Annotated in this window: 22 protein-coding genes and 1 tRNA gene; 12 read left to right on the top strand and 11 right to left on the bottom strand. The window is 33.8% G+C overall.

The window, feature by feature from the left end; all coding sequences use genetic code 11:
- Positions 1-16: 16 nt before the first annotated feature.
- Positions 17-1072: a phytase gene (locus tag ACRDEC_RS02875; protein ID WP_431496821.1), complete on the top strand. Its 1056-nt coding sequence runs from the start codon at positions 17-19 to the stop codon at positions 1070-1072.
- Positions 1073-1272: 200 nt separating this feature from the next.
- Here ACRDEC_RS02875 and ACRDEC_RS02870 read toward each other — a convergent pair whose 3' ends face one another.
- The gene (locus ACRDEC_RS02870) at positions 1273-2877 is read right to left on the bottom strand and encodes a class I SAM-dependent methyltransferase (RefSeq protein WP_431496820.1); all 1605 of its coding nucleotides are present in this window, start codon (positions 2875-2877) and stop codon (positions 1273-1275) included.
- Between the two features lie 174 nt (positions 2878-3051).
- Between ACRDEC_RS02870 and ACRDEC_RS02865 the strand changes: the two genes are divergently transcribed.
- Positions 3052-4467 carry an MBL fold metallo-hydrolase gene (locus tag ACRDEC_RS02865; protein WP_431496819.1) on the top strand — a complete coding sequence of 472 codons (1416 nt, stop codon included), beginning with the start codon at positions 3052-3054 and terminating at the stop codon, positions 4465-4467.
- 18 nt (positions 4468-4485) lie between these two features.
- On the opposite strand, the gene ACRDEC_RS02860 is transcribed toward ACRDEC_RS02865, so the two are convergent.
- Positions 4486-4632 (bottom strand): hypothetical protein, encoded by a 147-nt coding sequence (locus tag ACRDEC_RS02860; RefSeq protein WP_431496818.1) that lies wholly within the window; start codon positions 4630-4632, stop codon positions 4486-4488.
- Positions 4629-5171 carry a hypothetical protein gene (locus ACRDEC_RS02855; protein WP_431496817.1) on the bottom strand — a complete coding sequence of 181 codons (543 nt, stop codon included), beginning with the start codon at positions 5169-5171 and terminating at the stop codon, positions 4629-4631. Before ACRDEC_RS02855 ends, ACRDEC_RS02860 begins: the two co-directional genes overlap by 4 nt.
- A gap of 118 nt (positions 5172-5289) precedes the next feature.
- Between ACRDEC_RS02855 and ACRDEC_RS02850 the strand changes: the two genes are divergently transcribed.
- The 5 genes from ACRDEC_RS02850 (at position 5290) to hemN (ending at position 10305) form a co-directional block, all read left to right on the top strand.
- The gene (locus ACRDEC_RS02850) at positions 5290-6408 is read left to right on the top strand and encodes a redoxin domain-containing protein (RefSeq protein WP_431496816.1); all 1119 of its coding nucleotides are present in this window, start codon (positions 5290-5292) and stop codon (positions 6406-6408) included.
- Between the two features lie 147 nt (positions 6409-6555).
- Positions 6556-6636: transfer RNA gene (locus tag ACRDEC_RS02845), tRNA-Tyr, on the top strand.
- Positions 6637-6984: 348 nt separating this feature from the next.
- Entirely contained in the window at positions 6985-8283 is a 1299-nt protein-coding gene (locus ACRDEC_RS02840) for an acetyl-CoA hydrolase/transferase family protein (protein WP_431496815.1), read from the top strand.
- Positions 8284-8320: 37 nt separating this feature from the next.
- Positions 8321-8791: a hypothetical protein gene (locus tag ACRDEC_RS02835; RefSeq protein WP_431496814.1), complete on the top strand. Its 471-nt coding sequence runs from the start codon at positions 8321-8323 to the stop codon at positions 8789-8791.
- Between the two features lie 155 nt (positions 8792-8946).
- Positions 8947-10305 (top strand): oxygen-independent coproporphyrinogen III oxidase, encoded by a 1359-nt coding sequence (hemN, locus tag ACRDEC_RS02830; RefSeq protein WP_431496928.1) that lies wholly within the window; start codon positions 8947-8949, stop codon positions 10303-10305.
- A 234-nt stretch (positions 10306-10539) separates the two neighbouring features.
- Here the strand turns inward: hemN and ACRDEC_RS02825 are convergent, their stop codons facing one another.
- The 8 genes from ACRDEC_RS02825 to ACRDEC_RS02790 form a co-directional block, all read right to left on the bottom strand.
- Entirely contained in the window at positions 10540-11241 is a 702-nt protein-coding gene (locus tag ACRDEC_RS02825; protein ID WP_431496927.1) for a sulfite exporter TauE/SafE family protein, read from the bottom strand.
- Positions 11241-11690 (bottom strand): FixH family protein, encoded by a 450-nt coding sequence (locus ACRDEC_RS02820; RefSeq protein ID WP_431496813.1) that lies wholly within the window; start codon positions 11688-11690, stop codon positions 11241-11243. The genes ACRDEC_RS02825 and ACRDEC_RS02820 overlap by 1 nt, the downstream gene beginning before the upstream one ends.
- Before the next feature lie 98 nt (positions 11691-11788).
- Positions 11789-13210, bottom strand: a complete 1422-nt coding sequence (gene ccoG / locus ACRDEC_RS02815; RefSeq protein WP_431496812.1) for a cytochrome c oxidase accessory protein CcoG — start codon at positions 13208-13210, stop codon at positions 11789-11791.
- 5 nt (positions 13211-13215) lie between these two features.
- Entirely contained in the window at positions 13216-13926 is a 711-nt protein-coding gene (locus tag ACRDEC_RS02810) for a cbb3-type cytochrome c oxidase N-terminal domain-containing protein (RefSeq protein WP_431496811.1), read from the bottom strand.
- A gap of 200 nt (positions 13927-14126) precedes the next feature.
- Positions 14127-14324: a CcoQ/FixQ family Cbb3-type cytochrome c oxidase assembly chaperone gene (locus ACRDEC_RS02805; RefSeq protein ID WP_431496810.1), complete on the bottom strand. Its 198-nt coding sequence runs from the start codon at positions 14322-14324 to the stop codon at positions 14127-14129.
- A gap of 4 nt (positions 14325-14328) precedes the next feature.
- A complete protein-coding gene (ccoN, locus tag ACRDEC_RS02800) occupies positions 14329-16518 on the bottom strand; it encodes a cytochrome-c oxidase, cbb3-type subunit I (protein ID WP_431496809.1) in 2190 nt (729 codons plus the stop codon).
- Between the two features lie 15 nt (positions 16519-16533).
- A complete protein-coding gene (gene ccoS / locus ACRDEC_RS02795) occupies positions 16534-16713 on the bottom strand; it encodes a cbb3-type cytochrome oxidase assembly protein CcoS (protein ID WP_431496808.1) in 180 nt (59 codons plus the stop codon).
- A gap of 3 nt (positions 16714-16716) precedes the next feature.
- Entirely contained in the window at positions 16717-19173 is a 2457-nt protein-coding gene (locus tag ACRDEC_RS02790; protein ID WP_431496807.1) for a heavy metal translocating P-type ATPase, read from the bottom strand.
- Between the two features lie 104 nt (positions 19174-19277).
- Here ACRDEC_RS02790 and ACRDEC_RS02785 point away from each other — a divergent pair, with 104 nt between their 5' ends.
- The 5 genes from ACRDEC_RS02785 (at position 19278) to ACRDEC_RS02765 (ending at position 24905) form a co-directional block, all read left to right on the top strand.
- Entirely contained in the window at positions 19278-19961 is a 684-nt protein-coding gene (locus tag ACRDEC_RS02785; protein ID WP_431496806.1) for a Crp/Fnr family transcriptional regulator, read from the top strand.
- A gap of 146 nt (positions 19962-20107) precedes the next feature.
- Entirely contained in the window at positions 20108-21892 is a 1785-nt protein-coding gene (locus ACRDEC_RS02780) for a hypothetical protein (protein WP_431496805.1), read from the top strand.
- A 2-nt stretch (positions 21893-21894) separates the two neighbouring features.
- The gene (locus ACRDEC_RS02775) at positions 21895-23133 is read left to right on the top strand and encodes a pyridoxal-dependent decarboxylase (RefSeq protein WP_431496804.1); all 1239 of its coding nucleotides are present in this window, start codon (positions 21895-21897) and stop codon (positions 23131-23133) included.
- A 208-nt stretch (positions 23134-23341) separates the two neighbouring features.
- On the top strand, positions 23342-24043 hold the full coding sequence (locus ACRDEC_RS02770; RefSeq protein ID WP_431496803.1) for a VIT1/CCC1 transporter family protein: 702 nt from the start codon (positions 23342-23344) through the stop codon (positions 24041-24043).
- 130 nt (positions 24044-24173) lie between these two features.
- Entirely contained in the window at positions 24174-24905 is a 732-nt protein-coding gene (locus ACRDEC_RS02765) for a sulfite exporter TauE/SafE family protein (RefSeq protein WP_431496802.1), read from the top strand.
- Positions 24906-25034: the final 129 nt, after the last annotated feature.

The following is a 25034-nucleotide window of genomic DNA, read 5'->3' as shown; positions in this document are numbered from 1 at the left end:
AAAAAACATACATACAATGCAAAAGACATTACTGCTCTTCCTTGGTTTTCTACTATTTTCATGCAAAGGAAGACAACTGGCTCCCGTACGTCAGGATGCTATTAAACCGACAGTTACTACACAGCCCACACCACACGATACGGATGATCCTGCTATCTGGATCCATCCCTCAGATGCTTCAAAAAGTCTGATTATTGGTACCGATAAAGATTCCGATGGCGGATTATATGCTTACGATACAAACGGTAAAATCGTTGGTCGTTCTGAAAAGCTGCTAAGACCCAATAATGTCGATATCGCTTATGGGCTGCTTATTAATGGTTCCAAAATGGATATAGCTGTTACAACCGAACGGGAAACCAATAAAATAAGGGTTTTTTCTTTGCCTGATTTAAAGCCTATAGATAATGGCGGTATTGCTGTTTTTGAAGGGGAAACAGAACGCGATCCAATGGGGATTGCTTTGTACACCCGTCCCTCTGATCATGCTGTTTTTGCCATCGTTGGAAGAAAAACAGGAACTTCAGGTGCTTATTTATGGCAGTACAAACTTTCTGATTCAGGTAAAGGTTTTGTGAACGCTACCGTAGTGCGTAAGTTCGGCAGTTTTAGCGGTAAAAAAGAAATTGAAGCTATTGCAGTAGATAACGAATTAGGCTTTGTTTACTATTGTGACGAACAAATGGGTATAAAAAAATATTGGGCAGATCCTGAAGCAAACAACAATACGGAAATCGCTTTCTTTGGTCAAACAGATTTTAAAGAAGACCACGAAGGAATTGCTATTTACAAAAAAACAGCAACAACTGGTTATATCTTAGTCTCTAACCAACAGGCAAATACTTTTATGGTATATCCAAGAGAAGGACATAACGGCAACCCGAACGAATACCCTCTATTGGCAGAAATCCCAACATCGACCATTGAGTGTGATGGTGCCGATGTAACAAATATTTCACTAGGAAACCGTTTCCCTAATGGTATGTTTGTAGCCATGAGCAACGGTATGACTTTTCAGATGTACGACTGGAATCAAATTCAGGCTTTAATTGATGCTAATCTGAGAAAATAAGCGCCATAGAATATGTAATAAAATAAAAAGCCGGTCAGTAATAGACTGGCTTTTCAGATAAAAATACTATCTCCAACCTCCTCCAAGGTCTCTGTACACACATACATGAGCATTGAGTTGTTCCTTTTTAGTTTCGATCAGTTCTAATTTTGATTCCAATGCATAAGGATTTCAGGATTTAAGCGTTAAAAAAGCAAAATTTATCCTTTCAACAGATTAACACTTACAGTGGCATAATCAGTATTAGGAAACTTTTTAAAATACGAGTAATCTGGTTTTAAACCTGCTTCAGCTGCTATTTTATTCAGCACATCAATTTCTACGATATACTGGTCTGAGAAACCATGTGTAGCATCATAAGCCGTAGCAGCCGTTTTCCCTAAATGAACTGCAGTAAGCTCTGGTGCAATCGTATGCAATTCAATAATAAGCAAACCGAATTTATGCACAAAAGGAGCCCATTTATTGAAATGCTCCAACAAATTATCCTCTACATCGCTATTTGCTATCCGTTTCCCTCTGTGTGCAAAAGCCCCTGTTGAGGTACTGATTCTGTTTGCCGTTTTTACTTCTGGTTCAGACCAAATACGGTTGTGATCCAGAAAAGTTCTTACATTCAACAAGTCTTTTAAATCAATATTATAATTTTCCTGCAGGTCTTGAGCCAGTAAATCAGGTCTGCCAATATCTCCCCAGATTACTTTCGCCCAAATATCGGATTTGATTAAATTGGCTCTGGTTACTTTAAGTGCTGCCTGATTATAATCGGCTCCCACTAAAAATAAAGGATATTCATCGAACATCTTGCCCCGCAGTGTTTGTCGTTCTATAACTTCAAAAATATGCTGTAAGAAAGCACCGTTTCCACAACCCATGTCTAGAATACCTTTCGGTTGTTCTTGTATGGGTTTATTGAACAGTTCGATGATAATTTCATCAATTACTTTAAAATAAGTGGTATGTGCTCCTCCACTTCCCCATACGTTCATTTCCCTGTTAACATGAAGTTCTTCATCATTTACTCCAATATTTCGTAACAGCGAAGCATTTCCGAATAACATTTCATCCAAATGCTTGAACATAGGCAAATAAGAAACCGTTACACCATAAGCTGTAGCCCTTTTGGCGAAAAACAGCCCGGTTTCTGTAAATTGATAATTGCCGTTTTTTTCGGTAAACCAGTTAAGATGTGTGAAAAAATCAAGTATGATTTTAAATACTTCGGGTTCTTTATGAAATTCTTCAGGACGAAAAGACGTTTCCATAAAATACTTATGAAACATTCCTGTCATTCCCAAACTTACAATAATCGGCCCGACTAAATAGCCTTCAATATGCATCAGGACTTGCTCTTGCAGTGCTTTTTCTTCCGCATCATCCGAGGCAACGATTCCAAAGCGACTCTTATATTTCTTAAAAACGGCTTCCAGCTGATTCAGTGATTTTGTCGCAATATGTACCGAAGTAAATAAATCAGTCTGTTCTAAAAGTGCAACCACATCTTTATAAAATGGAAAAAGAGAAAAAGCATAAGCACTCTTAGCATTGATACTGATACTAATTTCATCTGTCTCATTGCTTAACTTATAATCAATAAATCCTTGTGAAGCGAGTGCTCGTAAAGCTACGTTGAGGTAACCTTCATTGACTTTGTGCTTTTCAACCAACGTTGTTAAACTGATTTTATCTGCAGTTAATAAAGTATTCAAAACTCCGTTTTTATGCAGTGCATAAGCTACAGGAGCAGTTACAAGTCCGTCTAAATGGGAAAATATAGTATTACGGTGTTCGTTTTTTTCTATCATAAGAAGTGGCTGTTTCCTCAAATTTAACAAAATAATTCAAATGACAGACGCAATGTCAAAATACAATTTTTTAATCTTTAAAAATAATTCAGCTACTGCAATTGTTATCTAAATTTTAAGAACCAAAATAAAATATATATCCTACTTTTGTGTTATCAAAAAGAAACAATAACAATGCATATAGAACAAATTTATACCGGATGTCTTGCACAGGGTGCCTACTATATCACTTCTGATGGAGAAGCAGCAATTATTGACCCGTTGCGTGAAATCCAGCCTTATTTGGAGCGATTGGAAAGAGATCATGTAAAACTGAAATATATTTTTGAGACTCATTTCCATGCTGATTTCGTTTCAGGACATTTGGATTTGAGCAAAAAAACAAATGCTCCTATCGTATATGGTCCAACTGCAAATCCTGCATTCGAAACCATTATTGCAACTGACAATCAAGTTTTTGAAATCGGTAAAATAAAAATACAAGTCCTACACACTCCCGGCCATACATTAGAAAGTTCTACTTATCTTCTGATTGACGAAAATGGAAAAGACCATGCTATTTTCTCAGGTGACACCTTGTTTATTGGTGATGTAGGAAGACCTGACTTAGCTCAAAAATCGGCTACAATGACTCAGGAGCAATTAGCCGCTATTTTATTTCATTCGTTGCGAACAAAGATCATGACCTTGTCTGACGATGTAATTGTATATCCTGCACATGGTGCTGGCAGTGCTTGCGGTAAAAATATGAGTAAAGAAACCGTTTCGACTATTGGTGAACAAAAACAAAAAAACTACGCTCTTCGTGCTGATATGACCGAAGCGGAATTTATAACCGAAGTTCTTGACGGATTAGCGCCACCTCCTGCTTATTTTGGAATGAACGTTGCTATGAATAAATCCGGTTATCAAAGTTTCGAAAAAATACTTAACAATGGAATGCGGTCTTTATCTGTAACCGAATTTGAAGTAGCTGCTGAAGAAACCGGCGCTTTGATTCTGGATACCCGTACAAGTGGCGATTTCTGCAAAGGATACATTCCACAATCCATCAATATTGGCATTGCCGGGGATTTTGCTCCTTGGGTTGGTGCCTTAATTGCTAATGTAGCTACTCCTCTATTACTGGTTACAGAAAAAGGGAAAGAAGAAGAAAGCATTACGCGTTTAAGCCGTGTTGGTTTTGATAATGTCATCGGGCATTTAGACGGCGGTTTTGAAACCTGGAAAAATTCAGGCAAAGAAATCGATACAGTAAAACGTATTACTGCCGAAGAATTTGCCAGCGAAGTGGTTATTCCTGAGCATACTGTTATCGATATCCGAAAAGAAAGCGAATATTCTGCTGAACATGTGGAAGAAGCCTATAACAAACCTCTGGCAGTTATTAATGACTGGATAAAAGATATTAATCCGCAGGAGCATTTTTACATTCACTGCGCTGGCGGATATCGTAGTATGATAGCGGCGTCAATACTTCAGGCAAGAGGCTACAGAAACTTCACTGAAGTAGAAGGTGGTTTTAATGCCATTGCAAAAACCGGCATTTCCAGAACCGATTTTGTGTGTCAAAGCAAAATGATGAAATAACCAATTGTACAACGAAGATTATTTATCAGGATTTTCTTCGTTGTATTTTTTTATAATGGCTTTTAGTTGAGCCGCCCGATCTAACTTCGCTTTTTTAGCTTTGTTTTGCGCCTTGTGCAGTTTGTCATTGTGCTTTTTGATATTTTTCTCATTGTTTCTGCTCATTGTATGTTTCGTTTTATTTCTTCCAAAGTCTTTCTGCTATAAATTAGCTCATTGACTATTATTTTCCTCAACTGATTTATGTCCTCGCTTTCAAAATAATTGACCCAATTGGTCAAAGTTAAAATATTTCTGGCTTGTTTGAGCCTTTTTCTGGTTTCCGAAGTATCAAACAAAATAGCTTTCTTGTCGTATTCAGGATTGTTTTTGTGTTGGTATTGGATTGTATTATTTACAAAATCTGCTTCTAAATAGTATAATTTTTCGATGTCATTATCAGGGTAAAATTCAGTCCAATTCGCATAACCCAGCTTCACTTTAGATCCTGAATCCATTTCCGAAACCAAGCGCCATTTACTGTTAGCTAACCTTCCCCAATGATTTGCTAACCGATACATTCCCAATTCTGTATAAAAATAATGACTGTTGGAATCGCTTGTAAAATCAGGCTTTTTATTTTCAATTTCACTTAAATCAACTTCCCTAAAAACGCAGAATGTATTTTTAAACGATTTTGGATGTGGTTTAAACGCTTTTGACATATCTTGTGGTTTGTAAAATTATTCTTTATAATTAACAACAAAATAACACATTTTGTGTCCATTTAAGAATAAAAGAATAAATAAAAAATCTATTTTTGTATCCAAATAATTTAAAAAGATGAAAAAAATACTTGTAATTGCATTTTCCGGACTATTATTATCATGTGGCGGGAATGGATATGAAATTTCCGGAGAAATTAATGGTTTAAGTGATGGAACACGTGTTTACCTTGAAAAACAAGATCCTGAAAAAGGAGTTGTTCCTGTTGATACAGTAAAAGTTGAAAAAGGTAAATTTACTTTTGAAGGCAAAGCAGATGAACCTGAAATTCACAGTATCCGTTTTGATGGTACTCAAGGTGGATTTATTGTTGTTGTTGAAAAAGGAGACATCAAAGCTGTTATCAATAAAGACAGTGTTTCAAGCCCAAAACTTAGCGGAACTTATAACAATGAAGAGTTAAATAAATACAACGCTGAAATGTCTAAAATTCAAAAAAGAATGATGGCATTTCAACAACAAAACGGACCGGTAATGCAACAAGCCCAACAAAAAATGGACACTGTTGTAATGAATAAATTAAGCAAAGAATACGCTAAATTCCAAGAAGATTTTGTGAATTACAACTATAAATATGTTGAAACAAGTCCAAAATCTTTCTTATCTGTTTTATTAATTGAAGGTATGTTTAATGAAATGCAGCCTAAATTAGATAAAATAAAAAAATACTACGACGCTCTTGATTCTGAAGTAAAAAATACGAAACCGGGAAAACGTATCCAAACTAAACTTGATGATTCAAAATCAGTTGAAGTTGGTAAACCGGCTCCGGATTTTTCTGCTAAAACTCCAGAAGGAAAAACAGTATCATTAAAAGAATCTTTAGGAAAAGTTACTGTTATCGATTTTTGGGCTTCATGGTGTGCTCCTTGTCGTCAGGAAAACCCAAATGTAGTTGCCTTATATAACGAATTCCATGCAAAAGGCCTTAACATCATCGGCGTTTCTCTAGACAGAGAAGGTGAAGCTGACAAATGGAAAGAAGCTATTGCTAAAGATAAATTGACATGGACACAGGTTTCAAACTTGAAATTCTGGGAAGATCCAATTGCTGTTAAATATGGTATCAAAAGTATTCCTGCCACATTCTTACTTGATGCAAGCGGAAAAATTATTGCTAAAGACCTTCACGGCGCTGAGCTAAAAGCTAAAATTGCCGAATTATTAGCTAAATAATTTTCCATATCATACATAAATAAAAAATCTCCTTTAACAGGAGATTTTTTATTTTGTTTACAACCAAACAGTTACAAAAAACCTTAAAATATTCTTTATTTTTTGTTTGCAAAGCCAAAAAACAATTTTATATTTGCAACCGCTTAGGGGGAGATACTCAAGCGGCCAACGAGGGCAGACTGTAAATCTGCTGTGTGAACTTCGCAGGTTCGAATCCTGCTCTCCCCACGATTGTAAAACCAATCAATCTCAAAACCCAGTAAATCTTATGATTTACTGGGTTTTTGCTTTTCTGATACCTTCAAAATATTCATTCAATCTTAAAACTTAGGATGCAAAATCGATGCCCTTTCAAATCACGAAAAAAAGGGCATCGCTAAATCTTCTTAAGCTTTACAAACACTGTACTTACGACCTGTATATTATACAGTTCAGTTAGTGTTAAAACAAAAACTTATCCAACAACCTTTTATAAAAAGTTCATAAAAATAAATATTTTCACCTAAAGAAAACTAACATGATTAATATCATATTTTACAAAATAACTACTCTCTAGCTTTGTAAAAAATATTTGATATGATACATTGTAATTCAGCTGAAGAAGCAGTAAAAATAATACGATCAAATAGCCGCGTATACGTACAAGCGGCTGCGGCTGCACCTTCACAATTAACAAAAGCTTTAAGTAATAGAGTTTCAGACCTTAGAAACGTAGAAATTTGTCATTTACACACCGAAGGTGAAGCACCTTATGCTCACCCTTCAATGTCCTATGCTTTTCATGTAAATTCCTTTTTTATTGGTAAAAATGTACGACACACACTTCAAACGGGTAATGGTTCTTATACGCCAGTATTCTTAAGTGAATTACCCAATCTTTTTAGAAAAAAAATAATTGCACTTGACTATACATTAATTCATGTCTCTCCTCCTGACATTCATGGTTATTGTTCACTTGGTGTTTCTGTTGAAGCTACACTCGCTGCTATTCAGAATTCTAAAGTTGTTATTGCACAGGTTAACCCTCAAATGCCTCGAACATTTGGTGATGGTATAATTCATATTTCTGAAATAGATTATCTAGTTGATGTTGATGTTCCAATTTTTGAACAACAGATGAAAAACCCTTCTGCTATCGAAAATAAAATTGGAAAATATATTGCATCACTAATCGATGACAAAAGTACACTGCAAATGGGTATAGGTTCTATACCAAACGCAGCATTGGCAAATCTGACTAATCATAAAGATTTAGGATTGCACACCGAAATGTTTTCAGATGGTGTTATCGATTTAATTGAAAGTGGTGTTATCAATTGTAAATACAAAGGAGTGAGTAATGGTAAAGTATTAGCAACCTTTCTTATAGGATCTAGAAGATTATATGATTTTGTCGACAATAATCCATTTATTGAAATGCGTGAATCATCTTATGTAAACGATACCGCTATTATCAGACAAAATCCAAAAATGATAGCTATTAATTCAGCTATTGAAGTTGACCTTACTGGACAAGTATGTGCTGATTCAATAGGCGCCCGAATGTATTCTGGTGTTGGTGGTCAAATGGATTTTATCCGAGGTGCTGCACTTAGTGACGGTGGAAAAGCAATTATTGCGCTACCTTCTACTACTCGCAATGGTGAAAGTCGTATTGTTCCATTTTTAAAACAAGGTGCAGGAGTAGTTACCACACGCTCACACGCTCAATATATTGTTACAGAATATGGTATTGCCGATTTATATGGCAAAACTCTCAAACAACGTGTTAAAGCTTTGGTCAATATTGCACATCCTGATCATCAGGAAAATATTGAAAGACTATATCACGAATTAATAGGTGATACCAATATAAAATTCATTGAATTCGCATAATAAATTGCAATATATCATAAAATAGAAATATCAAATTATGAAAATTTCACAACATATTATATCACTAGTCTTCTACTCCTTTTTTTTAATAGTAAATACATGTGCAAAGGATGATGAAGAAGCTTATGATGAAAACGTAATGGAAGTAACGTATGGCAAAAATGACCATGTAACGAAAGAAATGGCTATTGAGAATTGGGAACTATTTTTCAAACAATCGCAAAAATTAATCAGTATCACAGAAACCAATATTGCAAGTATTCAAGTTAAAATCGAAACAGCAAACGAATCTGAAAAAACCGAATTACAAAAAATTTACAATACTAGCAGATCTAAACTTTTAAAAATAAAAACAGCCCGTTTAAAACGTAATAGTGAATTTTCAACAGAAATTAAAAACTATAATGAATACATACAGCCAAAAAACGAAAAATTCAAAAAGCAATTCAAACAAAATATAATCTCAATAAATACAACTTTAGAAAATTATATTGAAAGAAACAAGTAGTAAATGTAACATCTTTTTTAAACTCGATAATTCTTAAAAAATCTTCGTGAAGATATGAATCTACATACTAACCAATATATAAAACTTCTAGAACATGATAATTGTCATGGTAACATAACAAAGCCATGGCTAATTTTACATTAGAAACAAAAAACATGAGAAAATCGCTCTTACAAAAATACAATGTGCCAGGACCAAGATATACTAGTTATCCCACTGTACCTTATTGGGACGAAAATTTCCATTACCAAGAATGGGAAAATACCTTTGTCAAAGCATATACAGAAAGTAAAGGCGAAGGCATTAGTCTTTATATTCATTTACCATTTTGTGAAAGTATGTGTACTTTTTGCGGTTGCCACAAGCGGATTACCAAAAATCATTCCGTTGAACATCCATACATTCAAGGCCTTTTAAAAGAATGGAGTCTTTATTGTAGCCTACTTAAAGAAAAACCATTAATTGCTGAAATTCATCTAGGTGGTGGAACACCAACATTTTTTTCAGAAAAAAACCTTGAAGATTTGATCAATGGAATTTTTTCATATTCTAGGAAAACCGAAAATTGCGAAATGAGTTTCGAAGGTCATCCTAACAATACTACCCGTGGTCATTTAGAAAAATTATATAATTTAGGATTTAGAAGAGTGAGTTTTGGAGTGCAGGATTATTCCCAAAAAGTCCAACATGCAATTAACCGAATTCAATCACTTAGCGAAGTTGCGAAAGTTACAATGTGGGCAAGAGATATTGGTTACACTTCAATTGGACATGATCTAATTTTTGGGTTACCATTTCAACGGGTAGAAGATATTGTAGATACTATAGAGAAAACTAAAACATTGCATCCCGACCGAATTGCTTTTTACAGTTATGCACATGTGCCCTGGATTAAAGGCAATGGACAGAGAGGTTTTAAAGAAGAAGACATTCCAAAAGATGACGAAAAAAGAATACTTTATGAAATTGGAAAAAAATTATTACAACTCAACGGGTATCATGAAATTGGCATGGATCATTTTGCTTTACTATCAGATTCATTATATCTTGCAACAGTAAATGGCAATTTACATCGTAATTTCATGGGATATAGTTCTTCAAAAACTAAAATAATGATAGGTTTAGGGGTTTCATCCATTGGTGACAGTTGGTATGGTTTTGCACAAAACGTCAAAAATCTTGAAGATTATTATCAAATCCTAGAGTGGAACAAATTACCTTTAACAAAAGGGCATATACTTACTTCAGAAGATCTAGTTATTCGTCAGCATATTTTAAACCTGATGTGTAATTTTGAAACTAAATGGGAAGATCAAGATTTATTCTTTCAGGAGATTCCAGAAGTGGTGTCACAACTACAGGAAATGAAAAAAGACGGCTTGCTTATAATTAATGATTCCGGAATTACAGTTACTACTGCTGGAAAAGCATTTATTCGCAATATCTGCATGGCTTTCGATCTAAGGATGAAACGTCAGATTCCTGAAATGCAGCTATTCTCTATGACTATTTAATAAATTCTTAATTTAATACTATGATGAATTTTTTTAAAAGAAAAACCTGTTGGTCAAATGCCGAAATGATATGGTTAAAACTTTGTATTGGAGCTACTTATCTTTTTATCGGCTCTTATTTTAGCCAATTTTTTAGTTCTTATTATTTTGCTATTCTAACAGTATTTGTAATAACAGTAATTCAGTCCCTTTTTTTGTGGCTTCAAAAAATGAAAGAAACTAAAAAAGATAATCTTAATGACAATTAGGAGCTGCTGTTACAAATAAGGAAATATTCGAAGGTGAAAGGCATGGTATATTTAAGCCCAATCCTCGTACAATAAACAAAATCCCAATGCAAGCTATTGCATATGGGATTATTTTTTGAATTTTATTTCGTACCGGCATAACCAACAATTGTTGAAGATAAACCACACCACTCATTAACGGAATAGTACCAACTCCAAATAATACCATATACAAAACAGAAAGATATAATTTTGGCATAGCCAAAGCACCGAAAACAGCTGCATAAACCATTCCACAGGGCAAAAAACCATTCAGTATGCCAATACTTAATATGGACTTAAAAGAACCTTTGGAAAACTGTTGACCTAAGCTATTTTTTATAGTTGAAACCAATTTATATATTGGTTTTGAAAAATTATATTTGGCAAAAATATTTATCGGGAGTAATACCATTATAATCATGGCTATTCCCGCAAAAATTGAAAGCTGTTGTTGTATTCCTGCCAAATAAAATCCTCGTCCAATTAATCCAAAAAGCAAACCAATACTCCCGTAAGCTAATAATCTTCCAGCGTGATAGGTTAAAATCTGAAGTGCTTTTTTCTCAGGATTGTTCTTTGCTACGGGAAGCATCATGGCAATTGGACCACACATACCTATGCAATGTAGGCTACTGATTAATCCAAGTAAAAGAGCAGAAAGCAACATCATTGGATATATAATTTTTGTTGCATAATATATTCCTTTCCTTGATAACTCCAAGAAATAGTCATGTCCCAGTTGCCGTCTGCAAAATCAGCTTTAGGTACGAGCAGCTTGGATCCGGATAATTGAATTGGACATTCAAAATCCAGGTGCTTAGCAGACGGACGATAAAGGGACACTTTACCTTTAATTTCTTTAGGCACAAAAGTTTTAGGAAAAACAATTGTTACTCCTTCAATAGTATTGGATATTATTGGTTTTTCTTTTAAATCTTGTGCATTTTGAATTTTAGCAAATTCATCACTAAAATGTGCATCATGTTTGTAATATTCTTCTACTACAAGTTCATTATTATACTTAGAATCGCTTTGCACCTTAAATACAAAATAAAGGATGAAACTCATAAAGAGTACAAATGCAATCACAATTGAAGTTCCCCAATTAATTTTCATATATGTAGAAATTATTTGTTAATAGTCATATATGTTATCGCTTTTTATTTATCGGTGTTTATTTGAAACAAACCTGTTGTTAATAGCGATTTCATAATTTAGTTAAAGGTTCTAGGTCCTAAAAAGTTTGTTTTTCTTGTTTCAATGAGGCGAGAGCCTTCATAAACTCCTATTTTAATTTTAGTTTTGTCACTACTCAGTAAGTGCTGGTTAATTTCGATGAACATAGTTCCTTGTGAAATTCCTTGCTTTGGAACAGTAAAATAATCCTTACCTACAATCCTAACATTCCCTTTTTGTGAAATCAGTGTAAAATGGATATTGTTAAAATCATGAACCGTTTTGTTGACCACTTTATAGGTATAAATATTACTAATATTCTCTCCTTTGTGCTGAAATAACTGCCCAGGCAAACGCAAAATATCCGCTTCCACATCATTTCTTAAAAACAATAAGCCAGTAAGAATACCCATCAGAATGAGTAATACAGCAGTGTAACCTTTCATTCTTGCAGTGAAATAAAAAGGTTCTTTTTTCTCTATTTCGTCTTCAGAAGCATATCGAATAAGTCCTTTCGGCAAACCCACACTTTCCATAATGGTATCACATTCATCAATGCAGGCTGTACAATTCGTACATTCAAGTTGTGTTCCATTCCGAATGTCAATGCCCATCGGACAAACATGAACACATTGCATACAATCAATACAATCCCCTTTTCCCAAAGCTGACCTATCTTCTTTCTTGTTAAATTTGGCGCGACCAACTTCTTTTTCTCCACGTACAAAATCATACGCAACATTAATCGATTTGTTATCTAAGAGAACACCTTGTAAACGACCATAAGGACAAACAATAATGCAAACCTGTTCTCGAAACCAAACAAATACAAAATAAAAAACTCCTGTAAAAATAAGCAGCGCAATGAAATTTCCAGATTGCTCCAGCGGACCTTCTTCAATCATAAGCCATAATGAGTCACTCCCTATTACATAAGCTAGAAAAACATTAGCAATCAAAAAAGAAATAACAAAAAACAAAAACCATTTCAATAATCGTTTTCTAATTTTTTCACCATCCCAAAGTTGTTTGTTAAGTCTAATCTGAGCACCACGATCACCATCAATCCAATACTCTATACGTCGAAAAACCATTTCGAGGAAAATCGTCTGAGGGCAAATCCAGCCACAAAATATCCTTCCAAAAACTACTGTGAATAAAATAACAAAAACCACCATTGTAATCATAACCATTACAAAAATGTAAAAATCTTGTGGCCAGAAAGGAAAACCGAAAATATTGAATCTTCTTTCAAGCACATTAAACATCATGAACTGGTTGCCATTTACCTTTATAAAAGGATTCGCAAGTAAAACAGCAAGTAGAAAATAACTCACTAACTTACGATAGTCATAGAACTTTCCTTTAGGTTTTTTAGGGAAAATAAATTTTCTTTTTCCCTGTTCATCCAAAGTTCCAATACTATCTCTAAAGGCTTCCTGTTCACTGTTTTTTGACATAATCCTTATTTTTTGGCTTCAACAGCTTCCGTTTTACTAAGTTCTGGATCTATCCAAACTTCACCATCAGGTGCTTTAGCGTCTTTTGGATTACTACCCTGTAATGATAGAACATAACTGGCAACCTGTTGTATTTCAGTAGGCTTTAACGTTCCTTTCCAAGCCACCATTCCCTTACCATCTCGGCCACCGTTTATAATCGTATGAAATAAGTTTTTAATATCACCACCAAAAAGCCAATGATTATCTGTAAGATTTGGTCCTATTTGTCCACCTCCATCTGCACGATGACAAGCAACACAATTATTCATAAAGATTCCTTTACCAGTGTTAATGCTCGGTGCATCGGTAAGTTTGGTGACTTTACTTTCGTCCATACGGTCGGGAGCAGTCAACATATATTTAGCAACATCAATCTTCGCTTGTGCCATTTCTTTTCGGAATTCAGTTTCTTGATCATCCCCTCCCATAATTTCATAATGTACAAAGTAGATACCTCCAAAAATGATTCCTCCATAAAAAAGATACAACCACCATGGCGGTAATTTATTGTCCAATTCCCTAATGCCATCATAATCATGATCAAGCAATAGTAAAGCTTCATTTTCAATAGGCTCTGATTGGGTAAGTCTTTTCATCAGATTTTTATACCATTGTCTTTGAGTGATAGCAAGGTTATTGGCTTCATCCAATTGGAGTTTCTGTTCATCACTCATGAGCTGATATTCAATATTTTGAATCGCAGCCATAATCATCTCTATGGCAATGAGCAGAAACATGAACAATAACAAAAACAATGCTACCATCGGGTATTTTATAAATGCTGGGCGGTCGCCAGAGTCAATAAAATATTCTATAGCTCCAAAAGTGGAAAAGAATATAACAAGAGCTCTGAGATAGGGTGGAAAAAACTTTTTCATTTCATTGAATTTAAAGGTTGGTCATTTTGTTTATCGAGTGGCATACTACTGAATATACCAATTGTTTCTTTTTTATAGGTAAATACCCAAATGCCAAGCACCAAAAAGAAGAGAAAAAAAATAAGCAACGATAGAATAGGATAAATTGCTACCCCTTCAATGGTTTCCATATTGTGTTTGATAGGTTCGAACATAGCTCTATTTTTTAGAAATATCTTTAACTTTTATATCTACTCCAAGTCTTTGGATGTAAGCAATCAATGCGACGATTTCTCTTTGATGCATTGGAACAAATTTTTCACCTCTGTCTTGCGCTTTTTTCTTGCTTTCTTCATAGCTTTTCACAAAATCAGGATCGCTATACAAGTTCTTTTCAATTCCCTTACTTTGAGCTTCAATCATTTTTGGTGCATTTTCGATTTCATAATCAGTATATGGAATACCAAGTTCACGCATCGCTTTCATTTTTTTCTCTATATCAGAAATATCCATCGCTCTATTATCAAAAAGCCATTTATAACCCGGCATGATTGATCCTGTGGAAATTGATTGCGGATCCCATAAGTGATTAAAGTGCCAGTTATCATTGTATTTACCGCCAACCCTTAATAAATCAGGTCCCGTTCTTTTCGAGCCCCATAAAAACGGATGATCGTATACAAATTCACCAGCTTTAGATTGTGGTCCATATCGTTCCACTTCACTACGGAAAGGACGTACCATTTGAGAATGGCAACTAACACAACCTTCACTGATATAAATATCACGGCCTTCAAGTTCAAGTGGTGTATAGGGTTTGACACTTGCAATAGTTGGAATATTAGATTTTACCATAATTGTTGGAACAATTTGAATAACTCCACCTATCAAAATAGCAACAGTTGCTAATAAAGTTAATTGTATTGGTCTTCTTTCAAGCCATGGATGGAATTTTTCACCCTTAATTCTTGAATTACTAATTCTTTGAAGTTCTGGAGCTTCAGCCAGTTCATCAGCAATGGCAGTATTGGCTTTTATGGTACGGATAATGTTATAAACAAGTATAAACATTCCAATAATATACATGGTACCTCCAACAGCACGCATCCAATACATTGGTATAATCTGTTGAACAGTTTCTAGAAAATTTCCATAAGTAAGTGTTCCGTCAGGATTAAATTGTTTCCACATGGAAGCCTGTACAAATCCGGCAACATACATGGGTAGTGTATACATAATGATTCCTAAAGTACCAATCCAGAAATGCCAGTTGGCTAATTTTGTTGAAAACAAAGGTCCTTTAGTCATTCTTGGAATTAACCAATAAATCATACCAAAAGCCATGAATCCATTCCAAGCTAAGGCACCTACGTGTACATGAGCAATAATCCAATCCGTGAAATGGGCAATAGCATTAACATTTTTAAGTGAAAGCATAGGTCCTTCAAAAGTTGCCATACCATACCCAGTAATCGCTACAACAAAGAACTTAAGCACTGGTTCAACACGTACTTTATCCCAAACACCTCTTAAAGTTAGTAATCCGTTAATCATACCACCCCAGGAAGGCGCAATAAGCATAATTGAAAAAACAACTCCAAGATTCTGGGCCCAAGTTGGCAATGCTGAATATAACAAATGATGAGGGCCAGCCCAGATGTAGATAAATATTAACGACCAGAAATGTACAATTGACAAACGGTAAGAATACACCGGACGATTGGCCGCCTTAGGAACAAAATAATACATAAGTCCGAGGAAAGGTGTCGTTAGGAAAAATGCAACAGCATTGTGTCCGTACCACCATTGTACCAAAGCATCCTGAACACCAGCATAAACCGAATAACTTTTCATAAGAGATACTGGAAGTTCTATACTATTGAAAATATGTAAAACAGCAACAGTTACAAATGTTGCCAGATAAAACCAAATTGCAACATACAAATGACGCTCTCGTCTGCGAAGAATAGTCCCAATCATATTAATACCAAAAATCACCCAAATTAGAGCAATAGCAATATCAATAGGCCACTCCAATTCAGCATATTCTTTTGAAGAAGTATAACCAAGTGGTAATGAAATAGCCGCAGCAACTATAATCAGTTGCCATCCCCAAAAATGGAGGTTGCTCAAAAAATCACTAAACATCCTCGTTTTCAGAAGGCGTTGTAAAGAATAATAAATACCGGCAAACATGGCATTTCCCACAAAAGCAAAGATTACCGCATTGGTATGTAGCGGACGAAGTCTTCCGAAACTAAGCCACGGAATACCATCTGTAAGATTTGGAAAAAGAAAGAGGAAAGCTAAAAGAAGTCCGACTGCCATTCCAACTACGCCAAAAATAATAGTGGCATAAAGGAATTTTTTTACAATTTTGTTGTCGTAATAAAACTGTTGTATCTCCATAATTAAATCTGTTTTTTATTTGGTTTGTATTGGTGTTTCTTTATCGTCTTTTTTTAATTCATCATCAAAAAGCATGCGTACCGAAGGGGTGTAATCATCTTCGTATTGACCACTTTTCACTGCTCTGATGAAAGCAATAAAAAAGCCTATAGCGACGATAATACTGATAGAAATTAATAAATAAATGACACTCATATCTTATGTTTGTGGGTTCAAAATTACTTTACCAGATTTTCGCAAACCATGATATATATCATACTTTTTAATTGTTGTATTTCTTTTTAGTCCATGAGCATAAAAATTACTCATCAGTGTTACAAAACTGATAATGGTTATGGTACTTAAAGGCATAATAATGGCAGCTACCAAAGGCAATAAATTTCCAGTAAGCGCGAATGTTAAGCCTACTAAATTATACAGCAACGAGAGTGTAAAACTCATTTTAATTGTAAGTATGGCTTTTTTGGAAAGGTGCAAGTATCGATCAAGTTTACCCAAAACCGAAGCATCGAGAATAGCATCACATGCTGGTGAAAAAACATTTACATTTTCGGAAATAGCTATGCCAACGTTGCTTTGTGCCAATGCTCCGGCATCATTAAGCCCATCCCCTATCATCATTACAAAATGTCCCTTTTGTTGCAGCTTGTGAATGAATTCTAGTTTTTGTTCGGGCGTTTGATTGAAAACCAATTCACTTTCTTTTGGAAGTAACTGTTCTAAAATTATACGTTCTCCATCATTATCACCAGAAAGCACTTTAATAGTATAATCTTTTTGAAGTCTGGCAAACAAATCTGAAAGTCCAGGACGGTATTCATTATGGAAAATATATTTTCCAAATACGACTTCATTAATACTGATATAAACTGCTGTTTGAATCAGCTTTTTTTCTTCAATTTTACCCACAAATTTTGCCGAGCCTATACGAATGAAATTACCTTCAATCTGAGCTTTAATTCCTTGTCCGTTAATTTCTTCAAAACTTTCAACTTCCATCGCTTTAGCAAAAGGCAATTCATCATAAAGCATTCGACTTAATGGATGATTAGACGCTTTTATAATATTCTTAATCCATGAGAGATGAGTATTGGAAAAAGGTTCTCCTTGATACATTATATCTGATAATTTTCCTGAAGTAATTGTTCCTGTTTTATCAAAAACAATAGTGTCAATTTTTGAAAGTTGCTCAATAACCGTAGTGTTTTTAAGGTAAAATTTAGCACGCCCATAAATACGTAGCACATTACCCAATGTGAAAGGAGCTGTAAGCGCTAAAGCGCATGGACAAGCAACTATAAGCACTGCTGTAAAAACATTAAATGCCGTATTGGTATCGTAAAAAATCCAATAGCCAAATCCTGCAAGGGCAATCAATAATAATAATGGTGTAAAATAACGGCTTACATTATCGGTAATAGATTCAAATTTTCGTGTTGCTTTCTTCTCAAAAACCTCATTACTCCAAAGTTGAGTGAGATAGCTTTGAGAAACGGATTGAAGCGCTTCCATTTCAATAAAAACACCGTTAAGTCTACCTCCTGCAAATATCTTATCTCCTGAAATTTTGTTCACAGGCACTGATTCACCTGTTACAAAACTATAATCTATAGCCGCGCTTTTAGATAAAAGAATTCCGTCGGCAGGTATTAATTCCTGATTCCGGATAAGCAATCGATTTCCTGTTGTTACTTCATAAATTGGTATATTTTCTTCAGTCCCATCATTTTTAATTCGAGTAACGGCAACTGGAAAATAAGATTTGTAATCACGTTCAAAACTTAAAAAACGATACGTTTTTACCTGAAAAGACCTACCGAGTAACATAAAAAAGATTAATCCGGTGAGACTATCAAAAAATCCTGGCCCATAATTAAATACAATATCTACCACGCTTCTAACGAACATGATGACAATCCCTAAAGCAATAGGAATTTCAATACTCAGCATCTTAGCCTTAAGGCTTTTATAAGCAGCAACATAATAACCACTTGCTGAATAGAAGAAACTCGGCAAGGAAAGTATAAAAATTAGTGTTCTGAAGAATCCACGATATTGATCGAGCCAAAATTCTTTCATTTCAAAATACTCTGGAAAAGAAAGCAACATGATATTCCCAAAACAAAAGAAGGCAACCCCTAGTTTATAGGTCAGTGATTTATCTAGTTTCTTTTTTTGAGCATCATATTGCTCAAGCGAAATATAAGGTTCATAACCAATTTTACATAAAAGCGCTACTATTTCTCTTAATGAAATGTTTTCTGAATCAAAAGTGATTCTAACTGTTTTTTCGTGAAAATTAACTTGTGAAGAAGTAATTTCAGGTTGCAATTTTCTTAGGTTTTCCAAAATCCAAATACAAGAACTGCAATGAATATGTGGAATGTGTAAAGAAACAATCTGAGTTTGACCTTCATTAAATTGCAGCAACCTTTCGGCAATTTTCTCATTATCTAAAAAATCATATTTGTTGCTATTTGTCAAAGGTGTTGCTCCTGGTGACTTTTCTAAATCATAATAAGAACTCAATCCGTTGCTGTTGAATATTTCATATACGGTTTTGCAACCATTACAACAGAAATTTCTATTATCAAATAGGATTTCTTCCGCTGGTTTTATATTCAATCCACAATGGAAACAATTTGTAGTATCCATAACTGCTCATTTTACCTGTGGCAAAGTTGAGGCTACAATTCTTTAAAAAATATGATATATATCATGTTAATAACTACCTTTGTTTGCCATTAATCCGTTTTAATATGAGCAAGTGTGAGCAGTGTATTGTAAGGGAGTTTAGCTCGTTAAAAGAACTAAATAAAGAAGAATTGGTCAAAATGGCCAATTGTAAAACATCTAAAATTGTCCGCAAGGGAGAAACTATTTTTAGTGAAGGAGAAAACATCAATGGTGTTTTTTGCGTTAAGGATGGCGTATGCAAAATGACAAAACTTAGCCCTAATGGTCGCGATCAGATTGTACACTTAGTAAAAAAAGGGGAACTATTAGGTCAGCGATCTATGATTAGTGATGAACCTGCTAATCTTTCTGCCATTGCAATTGAAGACATGCAGGTCTGTTTTATTCCAAAAAATGAAATCTTAGGTTTTTTTAATGATAATAATCGTTTTTCTATGAATGTCATGAAAACTATTTGTGGTAACCTTAGAGAATCAGATGACATTATGGTAAACATGGCACAAAAAACTGTCAAAGAAAGGCTTGCTTACACTTTATTATATTTAGAAAACAATTTTGGAGTCAATGCAGATAAATCACTTAAACTCCAATTGACAAGAGATGAAATTGCAAGTATGATTGGAACAGCGACTGAAAGCTGTATTCGTTTACTTTCTGAACTAAATAAATCAGGATACATAACAATTATTGGAAAAAAAATTAGTATCACAGATCATAAAGCCTTAGCAAAAATGTGTGATATATAATCCTGTTCGTCATTTTAAAAGAACAACAAAATTCATCCTTAAATACTTCTTCAATTAAAAGAAAAAAACATAATATGATATTTATCATCCTATTATAATCATAATTTGATAAAATTCGCAACTTAATCTATGATGTTGCCCATTTTATGAAAAAAACACCTATTCATACTTTCCACATTCCTGTAATGGGGTTAGCTTATACCATTGACAGCCCAATTCGAGTGGCGCAATACGGTATTTCTTCAGTCATTTCAATTACAGACGACGAGTTAATTGAAAAAATGAGAGCTTTTTACAGTAAAAAATTCGAACTCCCATACAAGGAAATATCACAAAAAATTCAAGATTACAGAGCAGAAAGAATTACAAGTTATCTGAATTTGGTCAATCGAATTGTAAAGGAAAAATTTGAAAATTTCAAAAAAGAAATAGTTGATAATAAAACATGTTTAGAAAATTTTATTTCCACACTTCCAAACAAATCAGAACTAAAAGAAAGATTACAAAACTTGATTAAAGAAGGAAGTGATAACATTCGTGACTTTCTGGAAGACTATTTATCTCCCGGTGAAATTGATGTCAATATCATGACTAAAGTAGATAAAGATAATTTTGACAAAGAATTGCAGTTATCTATCGAATTTAACGATGCTCATGCCTCATTAAGAGGTTTTGCTAATAGTGATTTGAATTCCTCAGTAGTACTTTCAGCAGGTATGAATCCAAGACTATATAGCTATTTTGAGAATTTTAGTGATTTTTTTCCTGATGCCAATTCTAACTTAAAAAAGAAGATCATTCTAAAAGTTAGTGACTTTCGTTCGGCAATGATACAAGGTAATTTTTTAGCCAAAAAAGGCTTATGGGTTTCAGAATATCGCATTGAATCAGGATTAAATTGTGGAGGACATGCTTTTGCAACAGATGGTTCTTTATTAGGTCCCATATTAGCGGAATTTAAACTAAAGAAAAAAGAATTAATTCAGTCTGCACACGATTTATTGGTAAAAGCATTAAATCAAAAAGAATTACCTATTCCTAAAAATCCACTTCCATTAAAAATAACGGCTCAAGGCGGAGTCGGTACCGCCGAGGAGCATGACTTTTTACTCGAACACTATCAATTGGATTCCATTGGTTGGGGCTCTCCTTTCTTATTAGTTCCAGAAGCCACATCTGTGGACAATGAAACTCGAAAATTACTACTAAACGCCAAAGAAAATGATTTTTACCTCAGTAATATTTCCCCATTAGGAGTCCCTTTTAACTCTGTTAAAGGAGTGACCAATGATATTTGGAAAGAAATGAGAATCAAACAAAATAAAGCGGGAAGCTCCTGTCCCAAAAAGCTGTTAGCACTGAGCAAGGAGTATGATAACAAAGGGATGTGTTCCGCATCAAAAAAATATCAGGATATTAAGTTGGAAGAATTAGAGAAAATTAAAAAAAAATTATCAGTAAAGGATTTTCAAAACAAAAAAGATAAAATCACAGAAAAATCCTGCTTGTGTGTCGGGTTGGTAAATGCAGCTTATCTCGAAAATAACATTGAAGTAAAAGGACAGCAGCAAGGAGTGGTTATTTGTCCAGGTCCAAATTTAGCCTATTTTGATAAAGAAGTTTCACTATCAGAAATGGTAAAACATATTTATGGGAATACCAACATCATCAGCAATGAAGACAGACCAAATATGTTTATCAAAGAATTGAAAATGTACATAGATTATCTAAAAAATGAAATCAATACTTTTTCCGGTGAAGTTAATGCTAACCAATTAAAAAAATGGAACACATTTAGGGCTAATATTAATGCAGGAATTGATTACTATCAAACATTATTCACAATAACACTCTTTTTGAAAAAAACAGCTCCAAAAATCTTCACCGAACTGGAATTCTATAAAAAAGAAATTAATACTATTGAAATATAAAAATGGAAAGCTGGCAAAAAATACCCTCAGAGGACCGATTAAAAAGAATCACAAAAGCATTACATGAAAATGTAAACTTTTCTAAAGATATAACCTTAGGTTACCCTGCATCAAAATTGGATGGAAAAGTGTTTTATGAGGATGCTTCTTTCTTAAAAGATGCTCCCGTTTTGATGACTTATCTTTCCAACCCAAATCACATTGGCTGTCACACTACAGGCGTTTCTGAAAAAGCTTTTAAAGGTACTCAGGAAATTGAGAAAGAAGTTTTAGAAATCGTAGCTGTGGATATTTTTAAAGCAAAAACTAATGAGTATGATGGTTACATTGCTACCGGTGGAACGGAAGCCAATATTGAAGCACTATGGATTTATAGAAACTTTTTTATGAATTCATACCAAGCAAATTTATCAGAAATTATGATTATTGCTTCAGAAGACACCCATTATTCTATCGCAAAAGGCAGCAATCTTTTAATGATTGATTGGATGAAAGTCCCTGTCGATTTTGAAAGTAGAAATATCCTTGAAAATGAATTTGAAGGATTGCTTTTAAAAGCAGTTTCAGATGGAAAAAAATATTTTATCATAGTAGCTAATATGGCTACAACTATGTTTGGTTCCATTGATGATCCTGAAGTATATACAAACATTTTAGAAAAATATGAATTAAAATTCAAACTCCATGTAGATGCAGCTTATGGTGGTTTTATATACCCTTTTCTTGTAACAGACAGTAAATTGGATTTTATGAATAAAAATGTCTCATCAATAACTATAGATGCTCACAAAATGTTACAAGCACCTTACGGAACAGGAATATTTATATGCAGAAAAAATTTAATAGAAAATGTATTAACCAAAGAAGCAGAATATGTAGAAGGAATGGATTTGACATTATGTGGCAGTCGTTCTGGAGCAAATGCCATTGCCGTTTGGATGATTTTGAAAACCTATGGAGAACATGATTGGTTTGAAAAAGTAAAAATTCTTCAAATGAGAACCGATTGGCTTTGCAATCAATTGGATTCTATGAAAGTGGAATATTTTAGAGAACCGTTTATGAATATTGTAACTATAAAATCGAAATACATACCAAATGAATTAGCTTTAAAATACAATTTGATACCTCAAAAACACAGTATTGACAACCATTGGTATAAAATTGTTTTAATGGATCATGTAAACGTTAGTGGTTTACAACAATTAATAAGCGATTTGAAAAAACTCGTTTTTGTTTAAATGGCATTTTATCTTTTTTGCAGCCATAAAATCTGAATAAGATAGTATTTATAATAAAAACTAATTACTTCATTTACAACAAAATGGAAGGAATATTTTTCATAACTTCGTTTTAAATCAACAAAAATACGTGCCATCAAAATAAACATAACGACACAAAGTTGAAAGACACTGCATCTAATTTTAAAAGCAACGAACAAAAGACAAAATGATTACAATTGACAATTATTTAGAAAATCATTATATCCATAGAAGCAATTGGTTAAGAGCTGCTGTCTTGGGTGCCAATGACGGTATAATTTCCATATCAAGTCTTGCTATAGGAATTTCTGCTGCAAGTTCAACTAGAGAGCCTATTATTTTAGCTACAGTCGCAGGACTTGTAGCGGGAGCATTATCTATGTCGGCAGGAGAATATGTTTCCGTAAGTTCACAAACTGACACTGAAAAAGCTGACATTGAAAGAGAAAAACAGGAATTAAGAGAAATGCCAGAAGAAGAGTTAAATATATTAACACAGATCTATGAAAAGAGAGGTCTAAAAAAGGAAACAGCAAGACAAGTTGCCATAGAATTAACAGAAAAAGATGTTTTAGGTACACATATTAGAGATGAATTAGGCATCAACGAAATTAGCAAAGCAAAGCCTATACAAGCCGCATTAGCTTCTGGATCAGCTTTTACAGTTGGAGGAGTTTTACCCCTTTTAGTCATACTTTTTGCTCCTTTAAAAGGTATGGAATATTGGTTATATGGTTTTACCATAATTTTTCTAATTATTTTAGGTGCAATTGCGGCAAAAACAGGAGGTTCAAGTATTAGAAAAGCTATTTTAAGGATAACTATTTGGGGTACAATTGCCATGGGATTATCTGCTTTAGTAGGCTACATGTTTGGAGTTAAAGTATAAATTTTAAAAATTAATCAATGTAAACAAAGCTTGTTTTCATCTAAATATATTAAATAAAAAACGAAAGCGAAAAGAATAAATATTACAGTAAATAAATTATGTAAGCTCATAACAAATCAAATAAAAAGACATGATTGAAAAATACTACCTCTTTTTAATACTGGCATTGCTATCTGAAATAATAGGTACCGTTTCGGGGTTTGGCTCTTCAATTCTATTTGTTCCTCTTGCATCGATGTTTTTTGATTTTAAAATAGTGTTGGGCATTACAGCAGTTTTCCATGTTTTTAGCAATCTTTCAAAAATAGCTTTATTCCGAAAAGGGATTAATAAGGACATTGCTTTAAAACTAGGAGTACCTGCTATAATAGCAGTAATCATCGGATCATGGTTAACTGCTTTTTTACCTACAAAACAAATAGAGTTGTTTATGAATATTGCTTTGGTTTTACTTTCCATCTATTTATTATATAATTTTAATAAAACCATTAAACAAACAAATACAAACCTATACCTTGGAGGAACAATGTCAGGATTCCTGGCAGGTCTTGTTGGAACAGGTGGTGCCATAAGAGGTATTACATTAACTGCCTTTCATTTACCAAAAGATATTTTTATTGCTACATCGGCGTTAATAGATTTAGGTGTTGACAGTAGCAGAGCTATTGTGTATATAAGTAATGGTTATTTTTCAAAAGAGTTTTTAATTTTGATTCCATTTTTAATAGGAATTAGCTTTATCGGTAGTTATTTAGGAAAAATAATTCTGAAACATACTTCAGAAATAGCTTTCAAGTACATCGTTCTAGTTACTATTATTTTAACCTCCGTTTTTCAAACAATTAAATCTTTTATAACTTAATAAAAAGCACAAATAAACATTTAAATGTCAAATTAGTCGCAGCTATCTTAATTAAAATTTAGAACCGTTCTAGTTTAATTTTTAGCGCTTTACAAATTTAAAAATGTAATTTTATATTAAATATCATTT

The organism is Flavobacterium sp. (assembly GCF_050696275.1).
GTDB lineage: Bacteria > Bacteroidota > Bacteroidia > Flavobacteriales > Flavobacteriaceae > Flavobacterium.
This window is presented reverse-complemented; position numbering and strand designations above follow the sequence as displayed.

What these genes read in the sequence shown, in the direction of transcription:
- ACRDEC_RS02850 (WP_431496816.1), top strand. Translation starts at nt 5,290, where the DNA reads ATGAAAAAAATACTTGTAATTGCATTTTCCGGACTATTATTATCATGT.
- ccoG (WP_431496812.1), bottom strand. Translation starts at nt 13,210, where the DNA reads ATGTCAAAAAACAGTGAACAGGAAGCCTTTAGAGATAGTATTGGAACT.
- ACRDEC_RS02805 (WP_431496810.1), bottom strand. Translation starts at nt 14,324, where the DNA reads ATGTTCGAACCTATCAAACACAATATGGAAACCATTGAAGGGGTAGCA.
- ccoN (WP_431496809.1), bottom strand. Translation starts at nt 16,518, where the DNA reads ATGGAGATACAACAGTTTTATTACGACAACAAAATTGTAAAAAAATTC.
- ACRDEC_RS02765 (WP_431496802.1), top strand. Translation starts at nt 24,174, where the DNA reads ATGATTGAAAAATACTACCTCTTTTTAATACTGGCATTGCTATCTGAA.
- ACRDEC_RS02825 (WP_431496927.1), bottom strand. Translation starts at nt 11,241, where the DNA reads ATGTTGCTTTCTGCTCTTTTACTTGGATTAATCAGTAGCCTACATTGC.
- ACRDEC_RS02780 (WP_431496805.1), top strand. Translation starts at nt 20,108, where the DNA reads ATGAAAAAAACACCTATTCATACTTTCCACATTCCTGTAATGGGGTTA.
- ACRDEC_RS02820 (WP_431496813.1), bottom strand. Translation starts at nt 11,690, where the DNA reads ATGAAAATTAATTGGGGAACTTCAATTGTGATTGCATTTGTACTCTTT.
- ACRDEC_RS02790 (WP_431496807.1), bottom strand. Translation starts at nt 19,173, where the DNA reads ATGGATACTACAAATTGTTTCCATTGTGGATTGAATATAAAACCAGCG.
- ACRDEC_RS02870 (WP_431496820.1), bottom strand. Translation starts at nt 2,877, where the DNA reads ATGATAGAAAAAAACGAACACCGTAATACTATATTTTCCCATTTAGAC.
- ACRDEC_RS02785 (WP_431496806.1), top strand. Translation starts at nt 19,278, where the DNA reads ATGAGCAAGTGTGAGCAGTGTATTGTAAGGGAGTTTAGCTCGTTAAAA.
- ACRDEC_RS02855 (WP_431496817.1), bottom strand. Translation starts at nt 5,171, where the DNA reads ATGTCAAAAGCGTTTAAACCACATCCAAAATCGTTTAAAAATACATTC.
- hemN (WP_431496928.1), top strand. Translation starts at nt 8,947, where the DNA reads ATGAGAAAATCGCTCTTACAAAAATACAATGTGCCAGGACCAAGATAT.
- ACRDEC_RS02810 (WP_431496811.1), bottom strand. Translation starts at nt 13,926, where the DNA reads ATGAGTGATGAACAGAAACTCCAATTGGATGAAGCCAATAACCTTGCT.
- ACRDEC_RS02835 (WP_431496814.1), top strand. Translation starts at nt 8,321, where the DNA reads ATGAAAATTTCACAACATATTATATCACTAGTCTTCTACTCCTTTTTT.
- ccoS (WP_431496808.1), bottom strand. Translation starts at nt 16,713, where the DNA reads ATGAGTGTCATTTATTTATTAATTTCTATCAGTATTATCGTCGCTATA.
- ACRDEC_RS02775 (WP_431496804.1), top strand. Translation starts at nt 21,895, where the DNA reads ATGGAAAGCTGGCAAAAAATACCCTCAGAGGACCGATTAAAAAGAATC.
- ACRDEC_RS02865 (WP_431496819.1), top strand. Translation starts at nt 3,052, where the DNA reads ATGCATATAGAACAAATTTATACCGGATGTCTTGCACAGGGTGCCTAC.
- ACRDEC_RS02840 (WP_431496815.1), top strand. Translation starts at nt 6,985, where the DNA reads ATGATACATTGTAATTCAGCTGAAGAAGCAGTAAAAATAATACGATCA.
- ACRDEC_RS02770 (WP_431496803.1), top strand. Translation starts at nt 23,342, where the DNA reads ATGATTACAATTGACAATTATTTAGAAAATCATTATATCCATAGAAGC.
- ACRDEC_RS02875 (WP_431496821.1), top strand. Translation starts at nt 17, where the DNA reads ATGCAAAAGACATTACTGCTCTTCCTTGGTTTTCTACTATTTTCATGC.
- ACRDEC_RS02860 (WP_431496818.1), bottom strand. Translation starts at nt 4,632, where the DNA reads ATGAGCAGAAACAATGAGAAAAATATCAAAAAGCACAATGACAAACTG.